The sequence below is a fragment of the Leptospira sanjuanensis genome, assembly GCF_022267325.1.
Classification (GTDB): Bacteria; Spirochaetota; Leptospiria; order Leptospirales; family Leptospiraceae; genus Leptospira; species Leptospira sanjuanensis.
Map to the genome: position 1 here is coordinate 2,010,458 of NZ_JAIZBG010000001.1, position 23,052 is coordinate 2,033,509.

At 45.0% G+C, this 23,052-nt stretch carries 18 protein-coding genes and 1 tRNA gene; 13 read left to right on the plus strand and 6 right to left on the minus strand.

What is annotated here, in order from left to right; genetic code table 11:
- The first annotated feature begins 15 nt into the window (after positions 1–15).
- Together lvrA and lvrB are read left to right on the plus strand one after the other, a co-directional pair.
- Entirely contained in the window at positions 16–2,511 is a 2,496-nt protein-coding gene (lvrA, locus tag LFX25_RS09080; RefSeq protein ID WP_238729957.1) for a hybrid histidine kinase/response regulator LvrA, read from the plus strand.
- A 36-nt stretch (positions 2,512–2,547) separates the two neighbouring features.
- A complete protein-coding gene (lvrB, locus tag LFX25_RS09085) occupies positions 2,548–3,699 on the plus strand; it encodes a hybrid histidine kinase/response regulator LvrB (protein ID WP_238729958.1) in 1,152 nt (383 codons plus the stop codon).
- Positions 3,700–3,766: 67 nt separating this feature from the next.
- Here the strand turns inward: lvrB and fbp are convergent, their stop codons facing one another.
- Positions 3,767–4,795 (minus strand): class 1 fructose-bisphosphatase, encoded by a 1,029-nt coding sequence (gene fbp, locus LFX25_RS09090; protein ID WP_238729959.1) that lies wholly within the window; start codon positions 4,793–4,795, stop codon positions 3,767–3,769.
- A gap of 179 nt (positions 4,796–4,974) precedes the next feature.
- On the opposite strand from fbp, the gene LFX25_RS09095 reads away from it, so the two are divergent.
- From LFX25_RS09095 to rpoD, 6 genes are all read left to right on the plus strand, one after another.
- Positions 4,975–5,418: a hypothetical protein gene (locus LFX25_RS09095; protein ID WP_238729960.1), complete on the plus strand. Its 444-nt coding sequence runs from the start codon at positions 4,975–4,977 to the stop codon at positions 5,416–5,418.
- Positions 5,419–5,536: 118 nt separating this feature from the next.
- Positions 5,537–5,749, plus strand: coding sequence for a hypothetical protein (locus LFX25_RS09100; RefSeq protein WP_238729961.1), 213 nt, complete (start codon positions 5,537–5,539; stop codon positions 5,747–5,749).
- A gap of 219 nt (positions 5,750–5,968) precedes the next feature.
- Positions 5,969–6,178 (plus strand): 30S ribosomal protein S21, encoded by a 210-nt coding sequence (gene rpsU / locus LFX25_RS09105; RefSeq protein WP_000232823.1) that lies wholly within the window; start codon positions 5,969–5,971, stop codon positions 6,176–6,178.
- 59 nt (positions 6,179–6,237) lie between these two features.
- Positions 6,238–6,684, plus strand: a complete 447-nt coding sequence (locus tag LFX25_RS09110) for a GatB/YqeY domain-containing protein (RefSeq protein ID WP_238729962.1) — start codon at positions 6,238–6,240, stop codon at positions 6,682–6,684.
- A 19-nt stretch (positions 6,685–6,703) separates the two neighbouring features.
- The gene (gene dnaG, locus LFX25_RS09115; RefSeq protein WP_238729963.1) at positions 6,704–8,500 is read left to right on the plus strand and encodes a DNA primase; all 1,797 of its coding nucleotides are present in this window, start codon (positions 6,704–6,706) and stop codon (positions 8,498–8,500) included.
- A 19-nt stretch (positions 8,501–8,519) separates the two neighbouring features.
- Positions 8,520–10,277: an RNA polymerase sigma factor RpoD gene (gene rpoD, locus LFX25_RS09120; protein ID WP_010574820.1), complete on the plus strand. Its 1,758-nt coding sequence runs from the start codon at positions 8,520–8,522 to the stop codon at positions 10,275–10,277.
- Positions 10,278–10,446: 169 nt separating this feature from the next.
- Here rpoD and LFX25_RS09125 read toward each other — a convergent pair whose 3' ends face one another.
- A complete protein-coding gene (locus LFX25_RS09125) occupies positions 10,447–12,099 on the minus strand; it encodes a glycerol-3-phosphate dehydrogenase/oxidase (protein WP_238729964.1) in 1,653 nt (550 codons plus the stop codon).
- A 33-nt stretch (positions 12,100–12,132) separates the two neighbouring features.
- Here LFX25_RS09125 and tyrS point away from each other — a divergent pair, with 33 nt between their 5' ends.
- Both tyrS and LFX25_RS09135 read left to right on the plus strand, forming a co-directional pair.
- A complete protein-coding gene (tyrS, locus tag LFX25_RS09130; RefSeq protein ID WP_238729965.1) occupies positions 12,133–13,350 on the plus strand; it encodes a tyrosine--tRNA ligase in 1,218 nt (405 codons plus the stop codon).
- 45 nt (positions 13,351–13,395) lie between these two features.
- Entirely contained in the window at positions 13,396–14,592 is a 1,197-nt protein-coding gene (locus tag LFX25_RS09135; RefSeq protein WP_238729966.1) for a polysaccharide deacetylase family protein, read from the plus strand.
- A gap of 97 nt (positions 14,593–14,689) precedes the next feature.
- Here LFX25_RS09135 and LFX25_RS09140 read toward each other — a convergent pair whose 3' ends face one another.
- From LFX25_RS09140 to LFX25_RS09155, 4 genes are all read right to left on the minus strand, one after another.
- Positions 14,690–17,932: an efflux RND transporter permease subunit gene (locus LFX25_RS09140; protein WP_238729967.1), complete on the minus strand. Its 3,243-nt coding sequence runs from the start codon at positions 17,930–17,932 to the stop codon at positions 14,690–14,692.
- Positions 17,933–17,945: 13 nt separating this feature from the next.
- A complete protein-coding gene (gene def, locus LFX25_RS09145; protein ID WP_238729968.1) occupies positions 17,946–18,482 on the minus strand; it encodes a peptide deformylase in 537 nt (178 codons plus the stop codon).
- A gap of 2 nt (positions 18,483–18,484) precedes the next feature.
- Positions 18,485–19,195 (minus strand): hypothetical protein, encoded by a 711-nt coding sequence (locus LFX25_RS09150; RefSeq protein WP_238729969.1) that lies wholly within the window; start codon positions 19,193–19,195, stop codon positions 18,485–18,487.
- 242 nt (positions 19,196–19,437) lie between these two features.
- Positions 19,438–19,510: transfer RNA gene (locus LFX25_RS09155), tRNA-Ala, on the minus strand.
- A gap of 61 nt (positions 19,511–19,571) precedes the next feature.
- On the opposite strand from LFX25_RS09155, the gene LFX25_RS09160 reads away from it, so the two are divergent.
- From LFX25_RS09160 to LFX25_RS09170, 3 genes are read left to right on the plus strand one after another with little or no spacing between them, the layout of a single operon-like run.
- On the plus strand, positions 19,572–19,880 hold the full coding sequence (locus tag LFX25_RS09160) for a hypothetical protein (protein ID WP_010574813.1): 309 nt from the start codon (positions 19,572–19,574) through the stop codon (positions 19,878–19,880).
- A gap of 9 nt (positions 19,881–19,889) precedes the next feature.
- Positions 19,890–22,706: a SpoIIE family protein phosphatase gene (locus LFX25_RS09165; RefSeq protein WP_238729970.1), complete on the plus strand. Its 2,817-nt coding sequence runs from the start codon at positions 19,890–19,892 to the stop codon at positions 22,704–22,706.
- Entirely contained in the window at positions 22,690–23,019 is a 330-nt protein-coding gene (locus LFX25_RS09170) for an STAS domain-containing protein (protein ID WP_238729971.1), read from the plus strand. Before LFX25_RS09165 ends, LFX25_RS09170 begins: the two co-directional genes overlap by 17 nt.
- Positions 23,020–23,052 lie beyond the last annotated feature (33 nt).

The window sequence follows — 23,052 nt, forward strand, 5'->3', positions numbered from 1 at the left end:
CTTTTATAATCTTTTATGAATTCATTGAATACAAAGAACATCGATTATAAGCGTATTTTTGAATCCGTACCCGGTTTATATCTGATTCTTCTTCCGAACCTGGAGATCGTCGCGGTCAGCGACGCATATCTGAAAGCGACTAAAACGATCCGGGAGGAAATTCTCGGGAGAGGCCTGTTCGACGTTTTTCCGGACAATCCTTCCGATCCGAATGCGGACGGGGTCAGTAACTTACGACATTCTCTAGAATTGGTCTTAAAGGACAAAGCGCCGAATACGATGGCCGTTCAGAAATACGACGTCAGACTACCGGATTCGGAAGGAGGAGGATTCGAAGAAAAGTATTGGAGTCCGATGAATTCTCCCATTTGCGATGAGAACGGAGAAGTCCTGTACATCATTCATAGAGTGGAGGAAGTTACCGAGTTCGTAAAATTGAAAAGACTCGGAACGGAACAAAGCAAGGAAGCGGAAGAATTAAGAACTCTCACCGCATCGATGGAAACGGAAATCTATCAAAGGGCCCAGGAAATCCAAAACACGAATAAAAAACTTCTCCGAGCGAACGAGGAACTCACTCAAAGGGAACGGGAAATCCAGGAAGTCTATCAAAGACTCTACGATATAGATCAACTCAAATCCCAATTCTTTACGAATGTGAGTCACGAATTACGAACGCCGCTTACGTTGATTATCGGTCCGACCCAAACCTTGCTTAAGGATCAGAGAATCTCAACGACACAAAGAGCTTTCCTCGAAACCATCGAAAGAAATTCCTATACGCTTCTCAAACACGTGAACGATCTTCTCGATCTTTCCAAATTGGAAGCCGGTAGAATGACATTACAATATTCGAATGCGAATCTTTCGCAAGTGATTCAATACGTCGCCTCCCATTTCGATTCGGTCGCTAAGGAAAGGGGTATTGAATTCGTATTGAATCTTCCCGAATCCATTTCCGCTCAGATCGACGTATCGAAATTGGAGCGGGTGGTTCTGAACCTAATTTCGAACGCTTTTAAATTCGTCCCCGATCGCGGTAAGATTCAATGCGACTTAAAAACGGAGGGATCCTCCGCTTGGATCGAGGTTTCGGATAACGGCACGGGAGTTCCGGCCCATCTTCGGGAAAGAATTTTCGAAAAATTCCGGCAAGGAGAGGAAGGAAACGCGCGCTCCTTCGGCGGAACCGGACTCGGTTTGGCGATCGCAAAGGAATTCGTGGAATTGCATCTGGGTTCCCTTGGAGTTTTCGATTCTCCGTTGGGAGGAGCTCTTTTTCGGATTCAACTTCCGCTTGCCGCTCCGGTGACGATTGACGATTCAAGAACGGTGGAAGCCGAGGGAATCGGACCGGCGATCCTGAGCAACGTTTACGAACTCAAGCGGAACCGGGAGGAACCATTAGAAGAATCGCATATATTTTACAATCGACCGAAAGTTTTGATTGTGGAAGATAATCCCGAAATGCGTAAATACATCTTCGCCACGCTTGCAAAGGAATTCAATCTATCGCTTGCGGTTGATGGAAAACAAGGCTTAGAAAAAGCGATCCGCGAAAAACCGGATATTATCGTTACGGACATTATGATGCCCGTGATGAGCGGGGATCAGATGGTGAAGGAGATTCGGAAATTACCCGAACTAGCAAATACGCACATCGTCTTTTTAAGCGCAAAATCGGATCAGAACTTTCGAGTCAAACTTTTACAGGAAGGCGCTCAAGATTATTTGATCAAACCGTTCACGCCGGAAGAACTAACCGTACGAGTTCGGAATTTCACTCTTTTAAAAAAATCGATCGAAACGCTCGAAACGGCCAACAAGGATATGGAAGCCTTTAGTTATTCCGTTTCGCACGATCTGCGCGCCCCGATACGAGGAATCGAAGGGTTCCTGAATATCATTTTCGAAGATTTCGGCGCAAGCCTGGATCCGGAGGCGCTCCGTTTTCTTAAGATCATTCATAAGAATGTATTGTACATGAACGATTTGATCCAGGATCTTCTTAACTTCCATAGAATCTCCAAAATCGATCTGAAAACTCGGGTCGTTGATATGAACAATTTAGTCGACGAAGTCATCCAAGCGGTTAAGGAGAATTATCCTGAAAATCAGTATACTCTCCAGATGGAAAAACTCCCGAACGCTTTGGCCGACGGAGCCAGTCTTAAGCAGGTATGGATGAACCTGATTTCAAATGCGGTAAAATATTCGTCCAAAAAAGAGAAGCCTATGATCAAAATCGGAGCAAAGGAAGTGGGCGATTTTAACGCATACTATGTCGAAGACAACGGCGTCGGCTTCAATGACAATTATGCCAATAAGTTATTTAAGGTATTTCAAAGACTCCACACTCAGGAGGAGTTCGAAGGAACGGGAGTGGGCTTGGCGATCGTAGCGAGAATCATACAGCGTCACGGGGGGCAGGTCCACGCCGAAGGCGCTTTGAACAAAGGATCTACGTTTTCCTTTACTCTTCCGAAATTGTCCGAAAACGAAAAAGATTGAGAGAATCTATCCCAGAATAAACGAACGGAATGTCGCATGAATAAATGGAAATTTCTTTTTTTAGAAGATTCATTGGTCGATTTGGAGCTGATCCAAAGACAGCTCAACCGCGCCAAAATAGATTATTATCCGATTCATGTGAGCGATTCGGAAGGGTTTTCGCAGGCGATCCTCGATCAAAAACCTCATCTGATCTTATCCGATTTCAGTCTTCCGAAATACGATGGGTTCTCCGCTTTGAAGATGGCTAAAAAAATCTGCCCCGGAACTCCGTTTATCTTCGTATCCGGAACATACGGAGAGGACGCCGCCATTCAAACGCTGACGATGGGAGCGACGGATTACGTTCTTAAAGATAGAATCGAAAAGCTTCTTCCCGCGGTTCAAAGAGCGCTGCATGAAATCGAAGATCATGAATTACGAATCCAAGCCGAAAAGGAACGATACGAACTCGAGGAACAGCTCCGGCAAAGTCAGAAATTGGAAGCGATGGGTGTGATGGCCGGAACCCTCGCGCACGAAATCAACAATCCTTTGTTGGCGATCACCGAGTATGCGGGCATGATCGCGAGAGGGGATATCGATCCCGAAAAAACGAAACAACTCGCTTCTAAGATTCGGGACGAGAGCGCTCGCATCTCCACGATCATGAAAAACTTGCTCCGCTTTTCGAGGGACGACAACAAAGGCTCTTTGCATCCGGTCGATGTGAGCGAGATTCTCATTAAATTGGAATCGATTACCCAGCAGATCTTCAAGATGAATCGGATCGATATCGGTTGGAAGAATGTCGAACCCGGAAATACGATTCAATGTAGAGAAGGGCAAATCCTGCAGATTCTCGTGAATCTCATCAACAACTCGGTGGACAGTCTGAATCAAAAATATCCCGAGTATCACGACGAGAAAAAAATTCGAGTCCGCACCTCGCTTATCGAAGAGGAAAAAAAGAAATACGCACAATTCGAGGTAGAGGATTTCGGAATGGGAATTCCCAAGGAAATTCAACGATCGGTCTTTAAAACGTTTTTTACGACGAAAGCGGCCGACAAAGGAACGGGTCTGGGCTTATCCGTAAGTTTGGGGATCGCCAAGGATCACCGCGGAAGTTTGAGTTTCGAAAGCGAGGTCGGAAAATCCACTCGGTTTCAACTGAAGATTCCTTTGTTTCATCCGAGTTCTCAATAATTCTTATTTCAAAAAAAGTATATTCACGACTTCTAAAACAGAAATCATGAATATACTTTTCCTTTGTTTAAGGCTTTTTCGGCGCAAATTTTAAGAAGTGTTCCACTTCTTTTTTACTTCCGACCACGAGGGTCGTACGTTCGTGCAATTCCTTCGGAGTCAGATCCAAAATCCTTTCTCCATAAACAGTGACTGCCATTCCGCCTGCCTGTTCCGCGATGAATGCCATCGGAGCCGCTTCGTATAAAAGTCTCAGTTTTCCGTTCGGATATTTGGTGGACTTCGTATCGTTCGGATACAGGAAGATTCCGCCCTTCAAAAGGTTTCTATGAAAGTCCGCGACCAGAGATCCGATATAACGTCCGGACTGGGGTTTTCTACCGCCTTCGATGGACTTGATGTCTCGAATATAATTCTTTACTTCGTCCGACCAGTAGTTGTAGTTTCCTTCGTTGATGGAATAGATTCCGCCTGTTTCCGGCATCTGCATCTCGGGATGCGAAAGAATGAATTCTCCGCAGGAAGGATCGAGAGTAAAACCCGAAACTCCTTTGCCGGTGCAAAGAACGAGCATCGTGGAAGAACCGTATAACACATAACCGGCTGCTCTTTGACCGGAACCGGGTTGTAATAGATCGCCTAACGTCCCATGAGTTCCTCCGGGGCTCTTTCGCAAATGAACGGAAAAGATCGTTCCGATCGAAACGTTTGCGTCGATATTCGAGGAACCGTCAAGGGGATCGATCGCGATCGTATATTTACCGATTTTATAACCGTTCGGAACGGGAACGGTTTCTTCGTGTTCTTCGCTTCCTAAAATACAAAGATGGCCGGAACGGGTCAACGTATGATTGAAAACCTTATCCGCGTATTCGTCCAGTTTCATCTGGGTTTCGCCTTGAACGTTTACAACATCGGTTGAACCGAGAATATTCTCTAAAAGTCCCGCTTTTCGAACTTCGCGGGAAACGATCTTTGCGGCGTAAACCAAGTGGCTCATCAAAGCCGTAAAATCCCCCGTGGCCTGGGGTAACTTGAGTTGTTCCTCGATTAAATACTGGGAAAGACTCAATGTTTGTGTAGGATGGACAGACATAAATTCCTCTGGGAAAATGATTCCAACAGAGTTTTTCGACAGCCTCCGAATTCAAGCCGAAAAGCTTTCCTCAAAAGTTCGATTCTTACCCAAATCCCATCTGAAATTTAAAGCTCTAAAAAGAATCTTGCGATTTTAGGGAGAATCGGTTCCGATATTGTAAGGAGAAGGGAGCCCTTATGGAATCCGCCATCAAACCGATCACGCAGAAATACAAACTCACCGACGACCTCTTCGAAGAATTTTCGGATCAGATCGTACGGGATATCCGCAATTCCCTCAGCAACGAAATCGTGATCACACATTTCCGATTTCAGGATCTTCATTCGTATTTTAAACTTTTGGGCGAACAACGATCGGGCGAGATCATGAAGGAACTGAAATCGATCATTCAAGCGCATCTTCGTCCGTACGATAAATTGTATGTTCTTAGTCCACGGTCGATTCTTACGCTTTCCCCGGATTGTAAGACGGAAGTAGTGCAGGCAAGATTCGACGAAGTCGTCTTTCAGGTAAATCATCTTATCGTGGATTACGAGATTCAATTTATGGAATTGAACGCACCGATCGATACGATCGAACCGATCTGGAAGCATCTTCTCGTTTCTTCAAAAAGTACATGACGTCCGTTTAGTGAAAAGTTTTCAAACCGATGTACAAAGTTTAACTTTTTGAAAAAGTTCTTCAGGGAATAGGCGGTTGTACCGTAAATTTTCACGAAGCCAAACCTCGGAGGAAAGAATGGATCAAGCAGAAAAGTTCAAAAAGACCCTGGAACGATATATCGACTACAGAGGGATCGACATCATTCTCCATTTAAAAAACGGAACCGTAATCGAATTGGATAAAAATAGAAGATTAAACGGCGACGTGGTCATCAAAAACGGAAAGTTCGGAATCGTGGCCCAAATTGAAATCTCCGAGATCCAAAGAGCGGAATTCTTTGCCGCTTAAAAAGATCGAAACTTTTCTCAAAACAAAAATAATTCTTGGAAAAACGGCGTCTTTTTGAGATTTTGTCGGAAAACCCTTGACATAATACCCCCTTTTTCTGGTATCGTAAATCTTGTCTACCTATTTCTTCAGGGAAATCTGTGGTCATTTTGCATGCAATTTTGTCTCCGAACTTTCGTTGTTCGGAGCGGCTATTAAAACGAAGGATTTAAAAATCGAATGGTAGGAATCATTGTAAAAGACGGAGAGTCGATCGAATCTGCTCTGAAACGTTTCAAACGCGACTGCGCTAACGCAGGGATTATGAGCGAAATCAAACGCAGAGAATACTTCGAAAAACCGAGTATCAAAAAGAAAAAAGCGATCGAATCCGCAAAAAGAAAAGCAGAAAAGAAAAAACGCCTTTTCTCTAAAAAAGACAAAGCTTGAGTCAGGGCTTTGTCCAACCTGGAATCGATTGATTCCACGCATTTGAATCTATAAAACCTATGTCCCTGCAGATAAAAATCAATGAAGATCTGAAAGAGGCGATGAAAGCGAAGAAAGAGCCTCATCTTTCCACACTTCGTCTTTTAAAGTCCGACATCCAATACGAATTGACCAAAACCGGAGCGAAAGAACTCGCGGATGATCAAGTCATATCCGTCATTAAAAAAGCGTATGCGAAACGTTTGGATGCGATCGAAATGTATCAAAAAGCAGGGAGAAACGATCTCTTAGCGCAAGAAGAAGGCGAAGCTTCCGTTCTGAAAGAATATCTTCCGCCTGAACTTCCCGAATCGGAAATCATCGCAACAATCGACAAAATCTTTGCGGAAATGCAACCGACCGCCAAGGATATGGGAAAGGTCATGGGTCGAGTCATGGCCGCTTTCAAAGGAAAAAGCATCGACGGTACTAAAGTTTCGGCAATTGTCAAATCCAGACTTTCCTGAGTCTTAAAGTGAGCCACCTTTGTCTAACAAAAAGGATTTCATCGATCGAGTTCACCGGGAAGTCCCCATCGAATCTTATATCTCTCGCTTCGTACCGCTTAAAAAGCGCGGTAAGAATTTCTTAGGACTCTGTCCGTTTCATCAGGAAAAATCTCCTTCGTTTAACGTTTCAGCGGAGAAACAATTTTACTACTGCTTCGGATGCAAGGCGTCGGGAGATTTGATTCGTTTCGTAATGGATTACGAGAGAGTGGATTTTTCCCGTTCCCTCGAAATTCTTTCCGAGTATTCCGGAATTCCCTTGGAAGAGAAGAACGCTAAGGTAGCGGAGATCTCCGACTTTTTGTATAAGATCAATCAAAAAGTTTCCGATTATTATCAGCATTTGTTACGGACTCCGATCGGGAGGAATGCGCTCGATTATCTAAAATCGAGAGAAATAGAAGATTCGGAAATTCGTCTTTTCGGATTGGGGTATGCCCCCGAAGGATTCGAAACTCTCGCCAAAGAAGTGTTAAAGACGAAGGACGAAATCGCGGGCGCGATCCAACTCGGTCTTTTGCGGGAAAAAGAAGCCGGAAATAACCGCCCGTACGATTTCTTTCGAGACCGGATCATGTTCCCCGTTTTGGATTTGTCCGGAAGAACAATCGCATTCTCGGGAAGAATTTTAGGTCCGGGTAAAGAAGCAAAATACATCAACAGTCCCGCGTCCGTTATTTTTGATAAGAGCCGGACCTTTTACAATTTTTTCAGAGCCAGAGAGGGCGTTCGCAAAACGGGAGAAGCGATGCTCGTCGAAGGATATTTGGACGTGATCGGTCTTGTGAGAAGAGGTTATGAAAACGTGGTCGCATCTATGGGAACCGCGATCACGGAAAATCATATCCGAACGATGAAGAAATTCGCCGAAAAAATGACCTTTGTTTTGGACGGGGATATCGCAGGAAAGAAGGGCGCTTTGCGGGCGGCTGAAATCTGTCTAAAGGAAGGAATGGAATGTTCCATCGTCCTGCTTCCGGAAGGAAAAGATCCTTTCGATCTCGCGAAATCCATGAGCAGACCGGAACTGAGCGAACTTTTGTCGGAACAAATTCAGGGTTCCGAGTTCGTAGTAGAAGAGCTTTTGGAAAACGCAACTTCAAGAACATCGCCTGAGAAAAAAAGAAGATCTCTGCAAAATTTATATGCGTTTATCCAAACCCTCTCCCGCGAAACGGACAAACAGTTTCTTCTTGGAATGGGAGCGAACAAACTTGGGATCAGCATGGATGCGGTTCTTCGGGATTTTAAAGGCGGAACGGCAAAGAATGGACCTGCAAATGCCGATACTAGATCTAACTTAAAGGAAGTTCAAGAGGTCGCCGGTCCCGCGCTCGACTGCGAGAGAAAAATCATCTCGATGCTGGTCAAACATACGGGGCTTTTTTCGTATTCGGAAGAGATTTCTTCGATGGAATTTATGGATACGGCGAGTTCCTTTCTTTGGGATTATTTATACACGATTTATACGGGAGAAGGGGAAATTTCTCCCGTGCAGATATTATCCTCGGAACTGCCCGAGGATTTGAAGCGCGCTTTGGCTCCTTACTTGATGGAAGAGGATTCCGAAAAAGTCGAACCGGGCGAACTTCATAAGGTTTTTAGAATCCTTCTTCTACAACAGAAGAAGTTTCGAATCGAGGAAAGAATTAGGGAACTCGATCAAAGAAGAGAACGTTTTTTTACGCCCGAGATCTTTACGGAACTCAGTTTTTACCGTAAGGAAAAAGAAAAGATTCTGGAACATATCCGGAGTCAATCGGCTACCACATAATTTAGAGGGAATTGGAATGATGGAAAATCTACAAAGCATGCCTGAGGTTCAGAAGATCATATCTTTGGGAAAGGCAAACGGAGAAGTATCCTACGACGATATAAACGAGATCCTTCCCGATAAGATTCTGAACTCGGAAAAGATAGACGATTTTTTCACCCTCTTACACGAGATGGGAATCGAGATCGTGGAAGAATATACCAGAAATACTCTGGAACCGGCTTCCACTCTCGTTCCTAAGGACGATTCCAAACCGGCTCGTAAGAAAAAAGAATCCTCTTCCTCCGCAAGCGGTTCCGAAGATCCGATCAAACTTTATCTAAGGGAAATCGGGAAGGTGAGTTTGATCTCAGGAGAAACGGAAGTCTTCCTCGCAAAAAGAATCGAGAAGGGTGAGAAGATCATCGAAGAAACGATCCTCAGTTCTTCCATTCTCCGTGCGAACTACATAAAACTTCTTCCTAAGATCCGAAGCAAAAAGATCAAGGTTTACGATCTCATTCGTGTGGATAAGATGTATGCCCTCAACGCGGAAGAGGCGCATAAACTCGAGGAATTATTCTTTAAGAATATTCTCGTAATCCAGGAACAGGAAAAGGTTCTTCAGGAAGCCGTTTCCAAAATCAGAAAGTATTCCGAAACTTCCAAAAAGTACAAAGAATTCAAAGAGAAGATAGACGCTTCCACCGAAATCATTCACAACGCGATTCGCGAGCTCGGGGTTTCCCAAAAAGAAATCCAAAAAATTTCCCAAAAGATCAAATCCATGGTCTTCCGTATCAAGGAAATCGATCGCCACTTCTTAAAGATCAAAGCGCAATACGGCCAAGACGTTCGCGATATCAAGGCGTTCAACCGCTTTATTGAAAAGAACGAGAAGTTAGACGACATCGAAGTCAAGATGGGTGTGAACATCGACGAGGTTCGCGAAGTCATCAAGGACATTCGCAACAACGAAAGAAAACTCCGTCGTATGGAACAGGAAGCCGGCTCAACCGTTCAAGAGATCAAGGATTGGGGTGAAAAGATCATCAAAGGGGAGCGAGAAATTTCCCAAGCCAAGAAAGAACTGGTTAAGGCAAACCTTCGACTTGTCGTTTCCATTGCGAAACGTTATGCGAATCGGGGAATGCACTTTTTCGATTTGATCCAAGAAGGAAACATCGGTCTGATCAAAGCGGTGGACAAGTTCGAATATAAGAAAGGTTATAAATTCTCCACCTATGCTACTTGGTGGATCCGTCAGGCGATCACCCGCGCGATCTCCGATCAGGCGAGAACGATCCGCGTTCCGGTTCACATGATCGAACAGGTCAACAAGGTAATTCGTGAAACAAGACTATTCGTCCAGGAATTCGGTCGCGACCCGAGCAACGAGGAAATTGCGGAACGACTCGGTTGGCCGGTTCAAAAAGTCAAGATGGTCAAAAACGTCGCGAGAGAGCCTATCTCTTTGGAAATCCCGGTCGGCTCGGAAGAGGATTCGGAACTCGGAGATTTTATTCCGGACACCGAAGTGGAAACTCCCGTAAATGCGGCGGCGTCGAGCATTCTTGCCGAACAGATTCGTCAGGTGTTGCATACTCTTCCTGCGCGGGAACAAAAGGTAATTCGAATGCGTTTCGGTTTGGACGACGGTTATCCGCAAACTCTGGAAGAAGTCGGTTATCAGTTTAAGGTAACAAGGGAAAGGATTCGTCAGATCGAAGCGAAGGCGCTCCGAAGACTCAGACATCCTTCTCGTTCTAAGAAGTTGAAGGATTATATCGACGGTTAATTTTTTGAAAGTTCCGACAGGACGGAGAATTTTCACTTTAAAAAAGTAGAATTTGCTGTTAAAGGGGAATCAGTCCGAGGTTCTCCCACCGCCCACCCCGCCACCCAAAGTAAGGGCGGGGCTCGCGTGTTTCACAATAGAACACCGTATTTGCGGCAGTCTTTTAAATTTAAAGATAAGACTTTCTTAAACTCTCAATCAATTCGATCGCCGCGGCTTCTTCTGCTTTTTTCGTTTTGTCCTTCCATTTAAGCTGCTTTGCCAAAATTGCCGAAACCGGACCCACCATTTTGCGAGCCATTTCTAAATCCAAGAATAGAATCCGGATTCTTCGAGCGAGAATGTCCGTAATACCTAAAGCAAATTCTTCTTTGACCGCAAACAAAACTTCCTCCTCGAAATAAGGAATTCCTTTTCCCAAGAGCTTCGGCTTTTTACCCAAAATTTCGAAAACTTCGGTTCCGTAATAGTTCTGGAGACGCTTTGCAAATGTAGTATCGACTTTGTAATTCTTTTCAATTTCTTGATATAGAGTTTCCGAATATCCGGCGGCTCCCGGATACGAATAAACCTTCGTAGAACATTCTTCGCCTTCTGGAAGATTGCCGACTTGAATCAATTTATCCACGAGATCTTCCGCCATCTTTCGATACGTAGACCATTTCCCACCACCCATCGTAACCAATCCCGAATTCGAAACGAGGATGACTTCTTCTCGGGAAATGTTTTTCGTATCTTGGTTTCCTTCCGGAGAAATCAAAGGACGAATTCCTGCGAAGACGGAAAGAATGTCTTTTTCAGAAACGGGATTCTCCAGATATTCGTTCCCTGTATCGAGTAAAAATTGAACCTCGTTTCCGATCGGAAGAGGTTCGTCTCCCGGATTTTCAACCGGAGTATCGGTCGTTCCTAAGATGACGTGATCTTCCCAAGGAATGATAAACACGACTCTTCCATCCTTGGTTTTCGGAATGATCATCGCGGATTCGCAAGGGATTTTTTCTTTGGAGAAAACAAGGTGAATTCCTTGGCTTGGAGAAAGAACGTTGAAGGTTCTAGGATCGTCTAGTTTACGAACGTGATCCACCCAAACGCCGGTCGTGTTCGCGATCACCTTCGCATGAACGGGAAAGGTTTTCCCCGTTTCCAAATCCTTGAGATTCGCTCCTATGAGCTTGCCATTCTCCTTAATGAAAGAAACAAGTTCGACACGATTAGCGACCACGGCTCCTTCTTTTTCGGCCGATCTCGCAAGGAGCACGTTCAAACGAGCATCGTTAAACTGAGCGTCGTAATAAGTGATTCCGCCGAAAAGTCCGTCTCGTTTGATCGCACCGAATTCGGAGATCGCTTCCGATTTGGAAACGGTTTTGTGAGAAGGAAGTTTGCCTCGGGACGCAAGAATATCGTATAAGGTCAGACCGATTCCGTAATACGGACGCTCGTAAAAGCGATAAGCGGGAAGAACGAACTTCAGCGGTTTAACAAGATGCGGAGCATTCTCCAGAAGTCTTTGCCTTTCCGTCAAGGCTTCATGAATGAGTTTAAAATGAAACTGTGCGAGATAACGAACCCCGCCGTGGATCAGTTTGGTGGAACGGGAAGAAGTTCCGGAGGAGAAATCTTTCTTTTCAATCAGTGCGGTTTTATAACCTCGTTTGGCCGCATCCAAGGCCGCGCCGGTTCCGGTCGATCCGCCGCCGATTACGAGTATATCAAAGGATTCCTTTTGCAGTTTCGAAATTTGTTGAGTTCGGTTCTGTTTTTCCATTTTGAGAATTCTTCCTGCTTTACAGGTTTCTTTCCCCCTACAAATTTGCATTAAGTTTCACAATCCAATTCGGATTTTTCTTTCATGGACATTCAAAAACAAATCGAAATCATCCGTCGCGGCTGCGTTGATCTGATCAGCGAAGAAGAATTAAAATCCAAACTTCAAAAAAAGAAAACGCTGAAAATTAAGGCAGGTTTTGATCCGACTGCACCCGACCTCCATCTCGGCCATTTTGTTCAGCTCAAAAAATTAAAACACTTCCAAGACTTAGGTCATGAAGTCTCCTTTCTCCTCGGCGATTTCACGGCGATGATCGGCGACCCAACCGGCAAATCCGAAACCAGAAAAAGACTATCTCGGGAAGAGGTTTTGGAAAACTCAAAAACCTATCAAAATCAGGTTTTTAAGGTTCTTGACCCCGTTAAAACGAAAATCGTCTATAATTCCAGCTGGTGCGCCGGGATGAATTTCGAGGATGTCTTGGTTCTGAGTTCCAAATACAACGTAGCAAGAATGTTGGAACGGGACGACTTCAGCAAACGTTATAAGGCCGGGCAACCGATCTCGATGATCGAGTTTTTATATCCTTTGGTGCAAGGATACGATTCAGTCGCTATGGAATGCGACGTGGAGCTCGGCGGAACCGATCAAAAATTCAATCTTCTTGTCGGACGCGATTTACAAAGAGAATACGGAAAAGAAGCGCAGTGCGTTCTGACTCTTCCGTTACTTGTGGGATTGGATGGAAATAAAAAGATGTCCAAGTCTCTCGGAAACTACGTGGGAATCACCGAAACTCCGATCGATATGTTCGGAAAACTCATGTCGATCAGCGACGATCTCATGTGGAACTACTTCGAACTCCTGACCGATCTCCCGATGCAAGAAATTTCATCCCGTAAAAACGGAATCACAAAGAAGGAACTTCATCCGAAAGAAGTGAAGACGGAACTTGCAAAACTCATTATGGATCAGTTCTCTTCTCCTTCGGAAAACGAAGCGGCAATCGAAGAATGGAAAAAGATTCACAATCCGAAATCCAGAGCGGTTCCCGACGACATCAAAGAGGTAACGTTAGGCGAGGAATTTTTCGCGGAAACCCCGGAGCCCTTACTCGTTTGGGTGTTGAGTAAACTTGCTTTTGTACCGTCCGTTTCGGAAGGAAGAAGACTCATCAAGGCCGGAGGTTTGTATCTCGCGGAAGATAAGATCACGGATGAAAAAATTTCCATCCAAAAAGGAAAAGAATACCTGGTAAGACAGGGAAAAAAGGGGAAATTTTTAAAAATTCTTTCCTAAAAATGATTTGAAGGATTCGAATTTCCCGATTTCAATCGAATCTTTATGTTAAGCGAGGAAGAATCTTCAGAACTTTCCCGGACAATTTCCGAAATCAAAAAAAGCGGAATCGAATCCGAAGTCATCGAACGAAAATTTCGTATGTTGCGGATTCTTTTCTCCTTGGGATTTTTTACGTTCCTCGGAGCCGTCTCGATTCTTACTCTAACACATCGAATCTTCCGATTGGAAGCGACCGTTGAAAAACAAACGGTTCATATCACGAATCTCGAAGAAACCCTGACTTCTCTCCGGCTCGAAGAGCAGCAACAAGAGGAAGAATTACTAAAATTCAAATCCGATCTCTACGACGCGGTTCCGGACGGAGATTTATCCGATCAAGTTTCCGAAAACAAAGCTTCTCTAGAAGCGCTTCCCGGTTCGGATATCGGTAAAAATATCAACCGGGGAGACACTCGGTTTAAGGAAATCGCACTTACGTTCGATCTCGGAACCGGAGAAGATCTCAAGCTCATCTACGAATATCTTTCCCGTTTTCCGATCAAGATCACTCTCTTCGTTTCCAACGAGAACCCCGCGTTAAAAAACGGTTCTTTTTTCAGCAATACGAATCTCTATTATCTCAAGAAACTTTCGGAACTCGGAAATCGGGTCGTATTCGGAAATCATACGTGGAGTCATTACAATATTCCCAGAAGTTTATACGAACCTTCTCTGCGAAAACGAGCGCTTCTTAGCTACGTTTCGGACGAAATCCCGGACACGAATTTTCTGCAGCAGGAAATGAGAATGGTGGAGGAGAAGTTCGAGTCCGTAACCGGAAAACAGCTTACGAAATACTACAGATTGCCGTATGGAGGTTTTGATCCTCTAGTGATTCGAACCTTCGGAAAGTTAGGGTATTCCCACCATATTTTTTGGAGCAACAACTCCGTCGGTTCTTTAGATATTCCGGACTTCGTATATAAGAAATTCATTTATAAGAAAGATCCTCAGACAGGGAAAACAAGAATCATGCCGAATCCGAATTACAAAACCAGAGCGGAAGCCCTGGACTTTTTGTATCGTTGGGAAGAGGCGGACAAAAACGGGATGAATGGCGCGATTATTTTAATGCATTTGGGATCTCCGAGACAATCGGAAAAGCTGATCTACATTCTTCCTGATTTTATACAGGAAATGATTTCCAAGGGTTATAGCTTTGTGACCGTTCCGGAGATCATCAACGATCGCCAAGATTAGAATCGGGCCATTCCTCGAACTTGCAGGAGTTCCTTCAAGTTAAAGAACTCCTCTGGCTCCGGTCATCAAATCTCTTTTCTATATCGAAAGGGGATTCTTACTTAGTCCGACTCCAAAGCAAACGCTGGAATCTCGCTTGAACGTTATGCACCGTCTTGTATAAAACCGGAACGGCGACGAGCGTAAGAAACGATGAGAACGCAAGTCCCCAGCCGAATGCAAGCGCCATCGGAACCAAGAAAGGATCTCGCCCGCCGATTCCGTAAGCGGTCGGCAACAGACCCAATACCGTCGTAACCGTCGTCAACACGACCGGCCGGAGTCGCAAAAGTCCGGTTTCGATCAAAATCGAATCGATGTCTTCGTTCGGTTTTTCGAGCTTGAGTTGGTTTGCAAAGTCCACAAGAACGATGGAATCGTTCACTACGACTCCCGCAAGACCGACGATTCCCAAAAATGCGAGAAAGCCGAAGTATTCTCCATGTAAAACGAAAGCAAGAATCACGCCGATCAATGAGAATGGAATCGAACTTACCACGATTATCGGTTGAATCAAAGAACGGAAGAGGGAAGCGAGAATCATAAAAATAATGATGAACGCCACGAGGAAGGCCCTTCCCAAACTCGCAAGAGATTCTTCCGTATCTTTGTTCTCTCCGCCGAATCGCATCCGGTAACCCGGATATTTATCCATGATTCCCTTGGAAAGTTTCGCAATTTCCGCGTTCGCTCTTCTCGTGTCGGTTTTCGTTTCATCCAAATTCGCGGTCACGGTAAGAAGCCGTTTTCCGTCCAAGTGATTGATGTTCGCAAATCCGGGTTCGCGAACGTAGGTAATCAATCGGGAAACGGGAATCAGTTTCCCGAGTTGGTTGGTCACGAAGATATTGTTCAACGATCCGATGGACTTTCTTACTTCTTCTGGAAAACGAACCTTTACTTCAACTTCCTCGTCCGAACGTTTGATCTTGGTCGCGACGGTTCCTTGAAACGCTGTGTTGATCGCTTGTGCTACTTTGAAAACGGAAACTCCGGCGGTGGAAGCAAGAGATTCACTGACCTTAATACGAATCTCGTCCTTCCCCTCGTTAAAATCGTCTCCGATATCCGTAACACCGGGAACCTTTGCCATCACGGACTTATATTCTTCTCCGATCCGGATCAAAGTATCATATTCGTCTCCGCGGATCTCGATCGCGACCGGTTTTCCAACGGGAGGTCCGCCGGAAATCTTCTCAAAATCCAGAGCGAGCAGTTGTCCCTTAAAACGCGAGAATTCCGCAGGGAAAGCAGTCAAATTGAAAGGTTTGTATTCTTCCTTTTTCTTCTCCGCTTCTTTTTTGCGGGTTTCTTCGAGAATCTTTACGGACTTTTCGTTCAAAAGCCAGATCGTCTTTTCTCGAACTTCGGAAATAATTTCGTCCGTGGCCCTCTTTCTATTTTCTTCCGGCGTTAAATAAACGAGAATTTGCGCGTAATGTTTTCCGCGTTTGGTAAACGGATCGTTCGGGTCTTTTTGAATGATTCCTACCCGAGTCACGTAATTTTCCACTTCTTCCTTGGAAACTTTTGCGAGTTCGTTTTCGAGAACATGCGTAAATCGCTCCGTTTCCTGCAGAGACATTCCGGTTTGTCCCGTCAATTTGATCTGAAAGACATCCACGGAACCGGGAAAAAGTTTGAATCTTCCCGCGACTGCAAACAAAGCGAAACTTCCGATCAACATCGCGAAGAGATAGATAAAAATCTGAAGTCTGTGTCGCAGCGCAAACTTCAGCAAAGGAAGATAATAGTTCACCTTGAGTTTGTAGAACCATCCGCTTTCCTCTTTGATTTCTCCCGAATGAAACTTATGTTTGTTGATATCGTATAAGTGGGAAGGAAGAATAAAAAACGCTTCGGATAGAGAGGCGAGCAACGCGATGATGACGACCAAAGGGATGCTATAGATGAACTTTCCGAAAATCCCGGTCATAAAGAGCATCGGAGCAAAGGCCGCAACGGTGGTCGTTACGGTCGCCGTTACGGGATCGATCACTTCGGAGGTTCCTTTTATGGCGGCCTCGTAAGCGGGCATCCCTTCTTCCATGTAGCGATAAACGTTCTCGCAGATGATGATCGCGTCGTCGACCAGGATCCCGACGACGATGATCAAACCGAACATCGAGATCAGGTTCAAGGTCAAACCCAGATAATTCATAATGACGAATGTCGCGCCGAAGGAAACGGGAATTCCCAGTGCGGTCATCAGTGCGACTCTCCAACCTAAGAATACGAACAGCGACGCTGTCACTAAAATCAAACCGCCGGCAGCGTTGGATAAAAGAACGCCGAGTCTTCTTCGAATGTATTTGGAAAGGTCGTTTACGAAAGCGTATTCGAATTCCCCCCGAGAATTCTTTTTAAATTCGTCGATGACTTTTTTGGCTTCGTCGACGACGAGAATAGCGTCCGCTTTTTCCCGTTTGATGACGGTCAAAGCGATCGTTTTTCTTCCGTTGACCTTATCGAGATATTCCGCTTCCTTTAAACCTTCGGTCACGGTCGCCACGTTTTCGATTCGGATCGAATTCCCGATTTCGTTCGAACGAATATGAACCCCTCCGATTTCCCGGGGAGAATCGAATTCTCCGATGGTTCTTAATATGACTTCTTTTTGATTTCCCGCGATATTTCCGCCGGGGAAGTTGATATTACGATTTTTTAATGCGAAGATGACATCCTGACTCGTGAGATAATGCGAAAACATCGCGGCAGGATTGATATCCACCTGCATCTCGGTTTCTCTCCAACCTCGTTTGGAAATTCTCGCTACGCCCGGAATATCTTCCAGAGCCTGTTCCACGATCTTTGCCTGCGCCTTGAGACGTTTTTCGGCTTCCAAACTCGTATCGCTGGAAGCGAGACTGATATCGATTTCGATCACGGGCTGTCTCGACGTTGTGATTTCCGTAACGAGAGGATCTTCCGCTTCTTCCGGGAGATCTTCCACGCGATCGATCGCGGACTTAATGTCGTCGACGACTTTCTGCGTATCCTTCGAATCCGGGTCCAATGTGATTACGATTCCGGAACGATTCTCAATCGATGCGGAACGGAATTCTTTGATTCCATCCACTTCCTTGATCGCTTCTTCCAGAGGTTTTGTGACCAGCTTTTCGATCTCGGCGGGGGAAGCTCCGGGAAACACAGTTACCACGCTTACGATATCGAAGTTGATATTCGGGAAGGCTTCCCGATTCATTTTCACCGCGGTAAAACCTCCGATGAGAATGATTAAAAAGGTGAGAAGATTTACGAAGATACTCTTAGAAAGAAAGTATTCGACCAGTGATTTCATAGTTTTTGTTTTTTTAATCTAGAATGTTTGCGTTTGAGTCGAGAGTGTCGTTGAAGCCGAACAGTTTCGTATCCTTCAACCGATCCACGTAGAGAACTCCTAATAGGTGATCGCATTCGTGTTGATAAACGACCGCTTTGTAACCGTCGATGACCTCGTCGAAACGGTTTCCTTTTTCGTCCATCCACTGCATGCGAATCTGATTGGGTCTTTCCACATAACCCCTCATTCCGGGAACGGAAAGGCATCCTTCCCAAAAACCGGAACTATCCTTGGTAAGAGGAGTGATCGTCGGATTTAAGATGACTCGTTCCGGAACGTCCGGCGTTCCCGGATAACGTTCGTTATCCTCCGAACCTACGACTACGATCTGCTTGAGAATTCCGATCTGAGGCGCGGCTAGACCGACTCCTTCCGCGTGACGCATCGTATCGAACATATCGCGGAGAAGCTTTTTGAATTCTTTGGTGTTGATCTCGTCTTCGGTAACGGGTTCCGAAACTTGGCGGAGAATCGGGTCTCCCATTTTTAAAATTTTTCTTACTGACATACTTAAAAACCAGGTTCTATCTTAAATTTTGACTTTTTTTGGACAGAAGAAATCGGCCTACCGGCAAGAATTTTCATAAACAAATTCTTCAAGATCGGTTGAACCGATTTGGGATTCGACGCTTCGATCCGAAAAACCGAAAACTTACCGAGAGTCTTTCCGAAACTTCGAATCTGTTTCGTAATCGGTTCGGATTTTTTCGTAAAAACGATCGTGGGGAAAAACTCGGAATCGTTTAAACCGACTTGAAAACTTCTTTCCATCGAATCGTAAAAAAAATGCAGTTCGCGCGATAACAAAAACCACGGGTTCCAGGGAAAACGCTCCAGAATCCAATCCACGTTTTTCGGAAGCCAAGGAAAACTTTCCTCCGGTTTAAAAAACGGGGGATTGAGAACGGAGGCAGATTCGATTTTGGAAGAATGTCTTTGCAGAAGGTCGAAAACCATTCCGGAAAATAGACCTTCTCCGATCAGTTTCACCTTTTGTTTGGAAGCGACGATTTCATGGGAAATCGTTTCGATCCAAGTTTGATACTCCGGAAAATCGACTTGAATCTTGTCTGTCGGCAATTCTACGATTCGCACGGAATACGAAGACTCGAAGGGCTCCGCGTATAACGTTCTACCCGGAAAGGAAAAATCAGGGATCAAAAGGAGAGGATCGAGATTCTTCTCCCCATTCCTGCGACGGATTTGGATCTGGCTTTGCATAAGGACACGCAACGGGTTTGAATTTCTTACCGAGCTTTGTTTTTCTACGGGAAATAGCGATAAAAAAAGAAATTGGCAACTTCTTTCCGGATTGAGAATGGCCTAAGAAATCATACAATAGAGGTTTCCGAACGGACTTCTTTGGAGTTATAGAAGCGGAGAAACGGAGCGAGAAGCAAGCGTAAAAGAGTTTGACAGAGGGCTGAAAGTTTAAAAACTCAAGTGGCGGAAAGTGCAAGGTCTGGAGACGAGGGGAATCGAACCCCCGACCTTTTGAATGCCATTCAAACGCTCTCCCAACTGAGCTACGTCCCCGCTAAGGAATCAGGTTTTTACCGAATTCATTGAAGTCAATACAAATACAGGAGTGGTAAGGATGAGTGAGTCGATCGAGGATTTGCAAAAAAAATTAAAAATCCAAAACGATATTATCAAAGGATATGAGAAGGTTTTAAGACTCAACGAGCAGGAATTGGAGAACGCGGACGAAATCATCCGTATGTACGAAGGCATCATTCAATATTCCGGAAGAGAGTTGAAGGACGCAAAGGAAGCATTCGACGCGACCAACGTCGTCACCAATCTTTCCCGAGAAGAACTGATGGGAGCTTTGACTCGTATTAGAGAATTAGAAAATGCGAATAAGAAACTTCGGGAAGAATCCTTAAAGTTTCAGGCCGGCTGAACCTCTGCTTTGATCTCGAGCAAAAAACAGGATTCTCTCCTCAGACAGAGTTCTGATGGAAACCTTTACCTGGAAGACAATCCGGGTTTAACGATCGTTTTCGAATCCCTCCTCACGGAAATCATACAACTTACTTCCGCTCAATTCGGCATTTTCAGTTTTCGTCAGGAAGACGGAAGTCTGAAATCCATTTTAGGAAATCCTCCGCCGAAAGCGATCGACGAGGCGAACCTCGTGTCCGAATTCTGTTTTAAAACCGGTCAAGACATCAATCTGAAAAAAGGGGAAACGCCGAGCAAGCTGATCCCTCCCTTGCACCAGAACACCGTCTGTTGCGTGTTACACGTAGGCGAACTCGGATCATCCTCGTCCGAAAATCAAAAGAAGATCTTCGGAACGATCTTTCTCGGAAGACAGAACGACGGAGGCGGAGAATTCAGAGAATCCGACTTCGAACATCTGCGCGCCACGACAAGAATCATCTCCGATCTTCTGGAAGAATCCTTCGTTTCGGGAGAATCGTCTCTCGTCGTTCTTTCCTTGATGACTACGTCTCGGGTCGCCCTCGAATCGGTGCAGATCCGAAAACAAACCGATCGTTTCGACTTTTTGTTAACCGAAATCATCCGCGTATCTGGACTGATCAATAAATCACTGGATCTTTCCCAGCTTTTGGAAGCGATCATGCTTTCATCCAAGTCCGTGTTCCGCACCGAAGCGTGCAGCGTTCTTCTTCTCGACGATTCGAAAGAATATCTCTACTTTCATACGGTCTTGGGAGAAAAAAAGGACGAGGTTACGAAAGTGCGCGTCCCCGTAGGCAAGGGGGTCGCGGGAATGGTCGTTCAAGACAAACAACCGATGATCATCAACGATGCGATGAACGACCCGCGAGTGTATCGGGAAGTGGACAAGGCTTCCCACTTCGTTACAAGAAACATCATGGCGGCTCCGCTTCTCGTGGAAGGTCAGGTGATCGGAGTCATCGAAGCGATCAACACGATCGACAGAACGTTTTTTACGGAGAATGACCTAGAACTTTTCTTAAGCTTTTCGGGAACATCCGCGCTTGCGATCCAAAAGACAGGACTTCTTCAGAACTTGGAAGCGGCCAACAAGGATCTGAGAAAGAAAGTTTCCGAGCTGGAAAGTCTATTCGAACTTTCGCAAGTGGTTTCTTCGGCGAAGAATCAAGCCGATCTTATGAAACAATCCATTCCGGTAATTCACAGCGAGATGGACGCAAGTAAAACGGGGATTTTTCTCATCAACCGCAAGATGGGAATTCTCACTTCGATTTCTTATACGTCCGAAAAGACCGTTGAAATTTTCAGAACGACGGACTATCAGGGAAGTTTCATCCATAGTTCCATCGAAGAGGAAAAAACGACCGTCAAAGAAGATATTCAAAATTTTGCATTTACTCACGAACTCGATCAGGAATATCTAAAAGGTTCTTATATCGTCCTTCCGTTGACACACCAAGGAAGAAGCGCTTTCGGAGCGGTCACGGTTTCGGATCGGATCGACAAACTTTCTTACAACTATTCCCATCTGAGATTGTTGCAGACGTTTGCCTCTTTGATCGCGAGAGGACATGAAACCCTCAAACTACAAAACGAAATGATCTCGAGAAAGGCGATGCAGCGCTCCCTCGAACGGGAGATCGAGATCACTCGGGAAATCCAAAAGAACATTCTTCCCGAATCGAAAGCGTTTCGTTCCAACTTCGATTTAGGAGTAAAGTCCGTTCCAGCAAAGGAAGTTTCCGGAGACTTTTACGATTATTACCAATATCAGGACGGTCAGTATTCTTTTTTGGTTTCGGACGTTTCGGGTAAGAGTTTGCCCGCGGCGATCTTTATGGCGATGAGTTCCTCCATCATCCGGACTCTTGCGAGAAACCACGACCTCGACCCGGAAGATATTCTAAAACAGGGAAACGCTCTCATCTACGAGGATTCCCACAACGGAATGTTCGTTACGACATTCTTCATCCATTACAATCCCGCTATATTCACTTTGGATTATGCGTCCGCCGGTCACAACGATCAGGTATTGATCCGCAAAGACGGAACCTGGGAACTCATCAAAGGTTCCGGTCCTCCTTTGGGTGTGATTCCTTCCGCGAGTTACAAAGGCGGAAGTCTGATCGTGGAACCGGGAGACATGGTCATTCTTTATACGGACGGAGCGATCGAAGAGAAAAACGCAAACGACGAGGAATTCGGTTTGGAACGGATGATCCGCGAAATCATCGTAAGAAAACATCTTCCATCGAATCAGATCATCGACGAACTTTTCGGCTTGGTCAGAGAATTTTCGGGAACTCCCGAACTTTTCGACGACTTCACCGTGATGATCCTGAAATTCAACGATGACTATCAATTCTCTAGAGAATTCGACGCGAACACGTCTTCGATTCCATTGTTCCGGGAATTCGTGTACGAAACGATCAAAGTAAGAAACTTGGAAGAATCTCTGAGAGACGATATTCTTTTGGCGTGCGACGAAGCGGGTACGAATATCGTAATGCACGGTTACGAAAATACGGAATTGAAAAATCCAAAGTTCGAATGTAAAATACGCTTTACAGGGGACTGGATCACCATTGTATTAATTGATTCCGGGAAAGTCTTTCAGAGAAAGGAAGTTCAAGAACCTTCCATCGAGGACAATCTGAGCGGCAAGCGAAAGGGTGGATTCGGAGTCTATCTGATCGAAAAGCTGATGGATTCAGTCGATTATTCCAGCGAAGGCGGGAAGAACGTTTTAGTTCTCAAGAAGAATTTTCAACACAAGGCTTCGAATGGAAATCACATCTGAAATTAAGAATCGCTCCAAAATCATCCACTTGATCGGAAACCTCGACGTTCACAACACACATAGAATCGAATCCGTTTTTATGGATCAGATCAAGACCGGAAATTCTCCCGTATTGGTTTTGGATCTTTCATCCGTTGAATTCATTTCATCCGCAGGACTTAGAATTATCGTAGCCGCTCTCCGAATCTGCAAGGAAAGAGAAGTGGAACTTCGTCTCGCGGGAATCAAGCCCGCCGTAAAAAAAGTATTCGAAATCATCGATATGAATTCCATGTTCAGCATCTTTGAAACTTTAGAATCCGCTATAAAATAGTTTTCCGCTTCGGAACATACCAGAATTTAACTT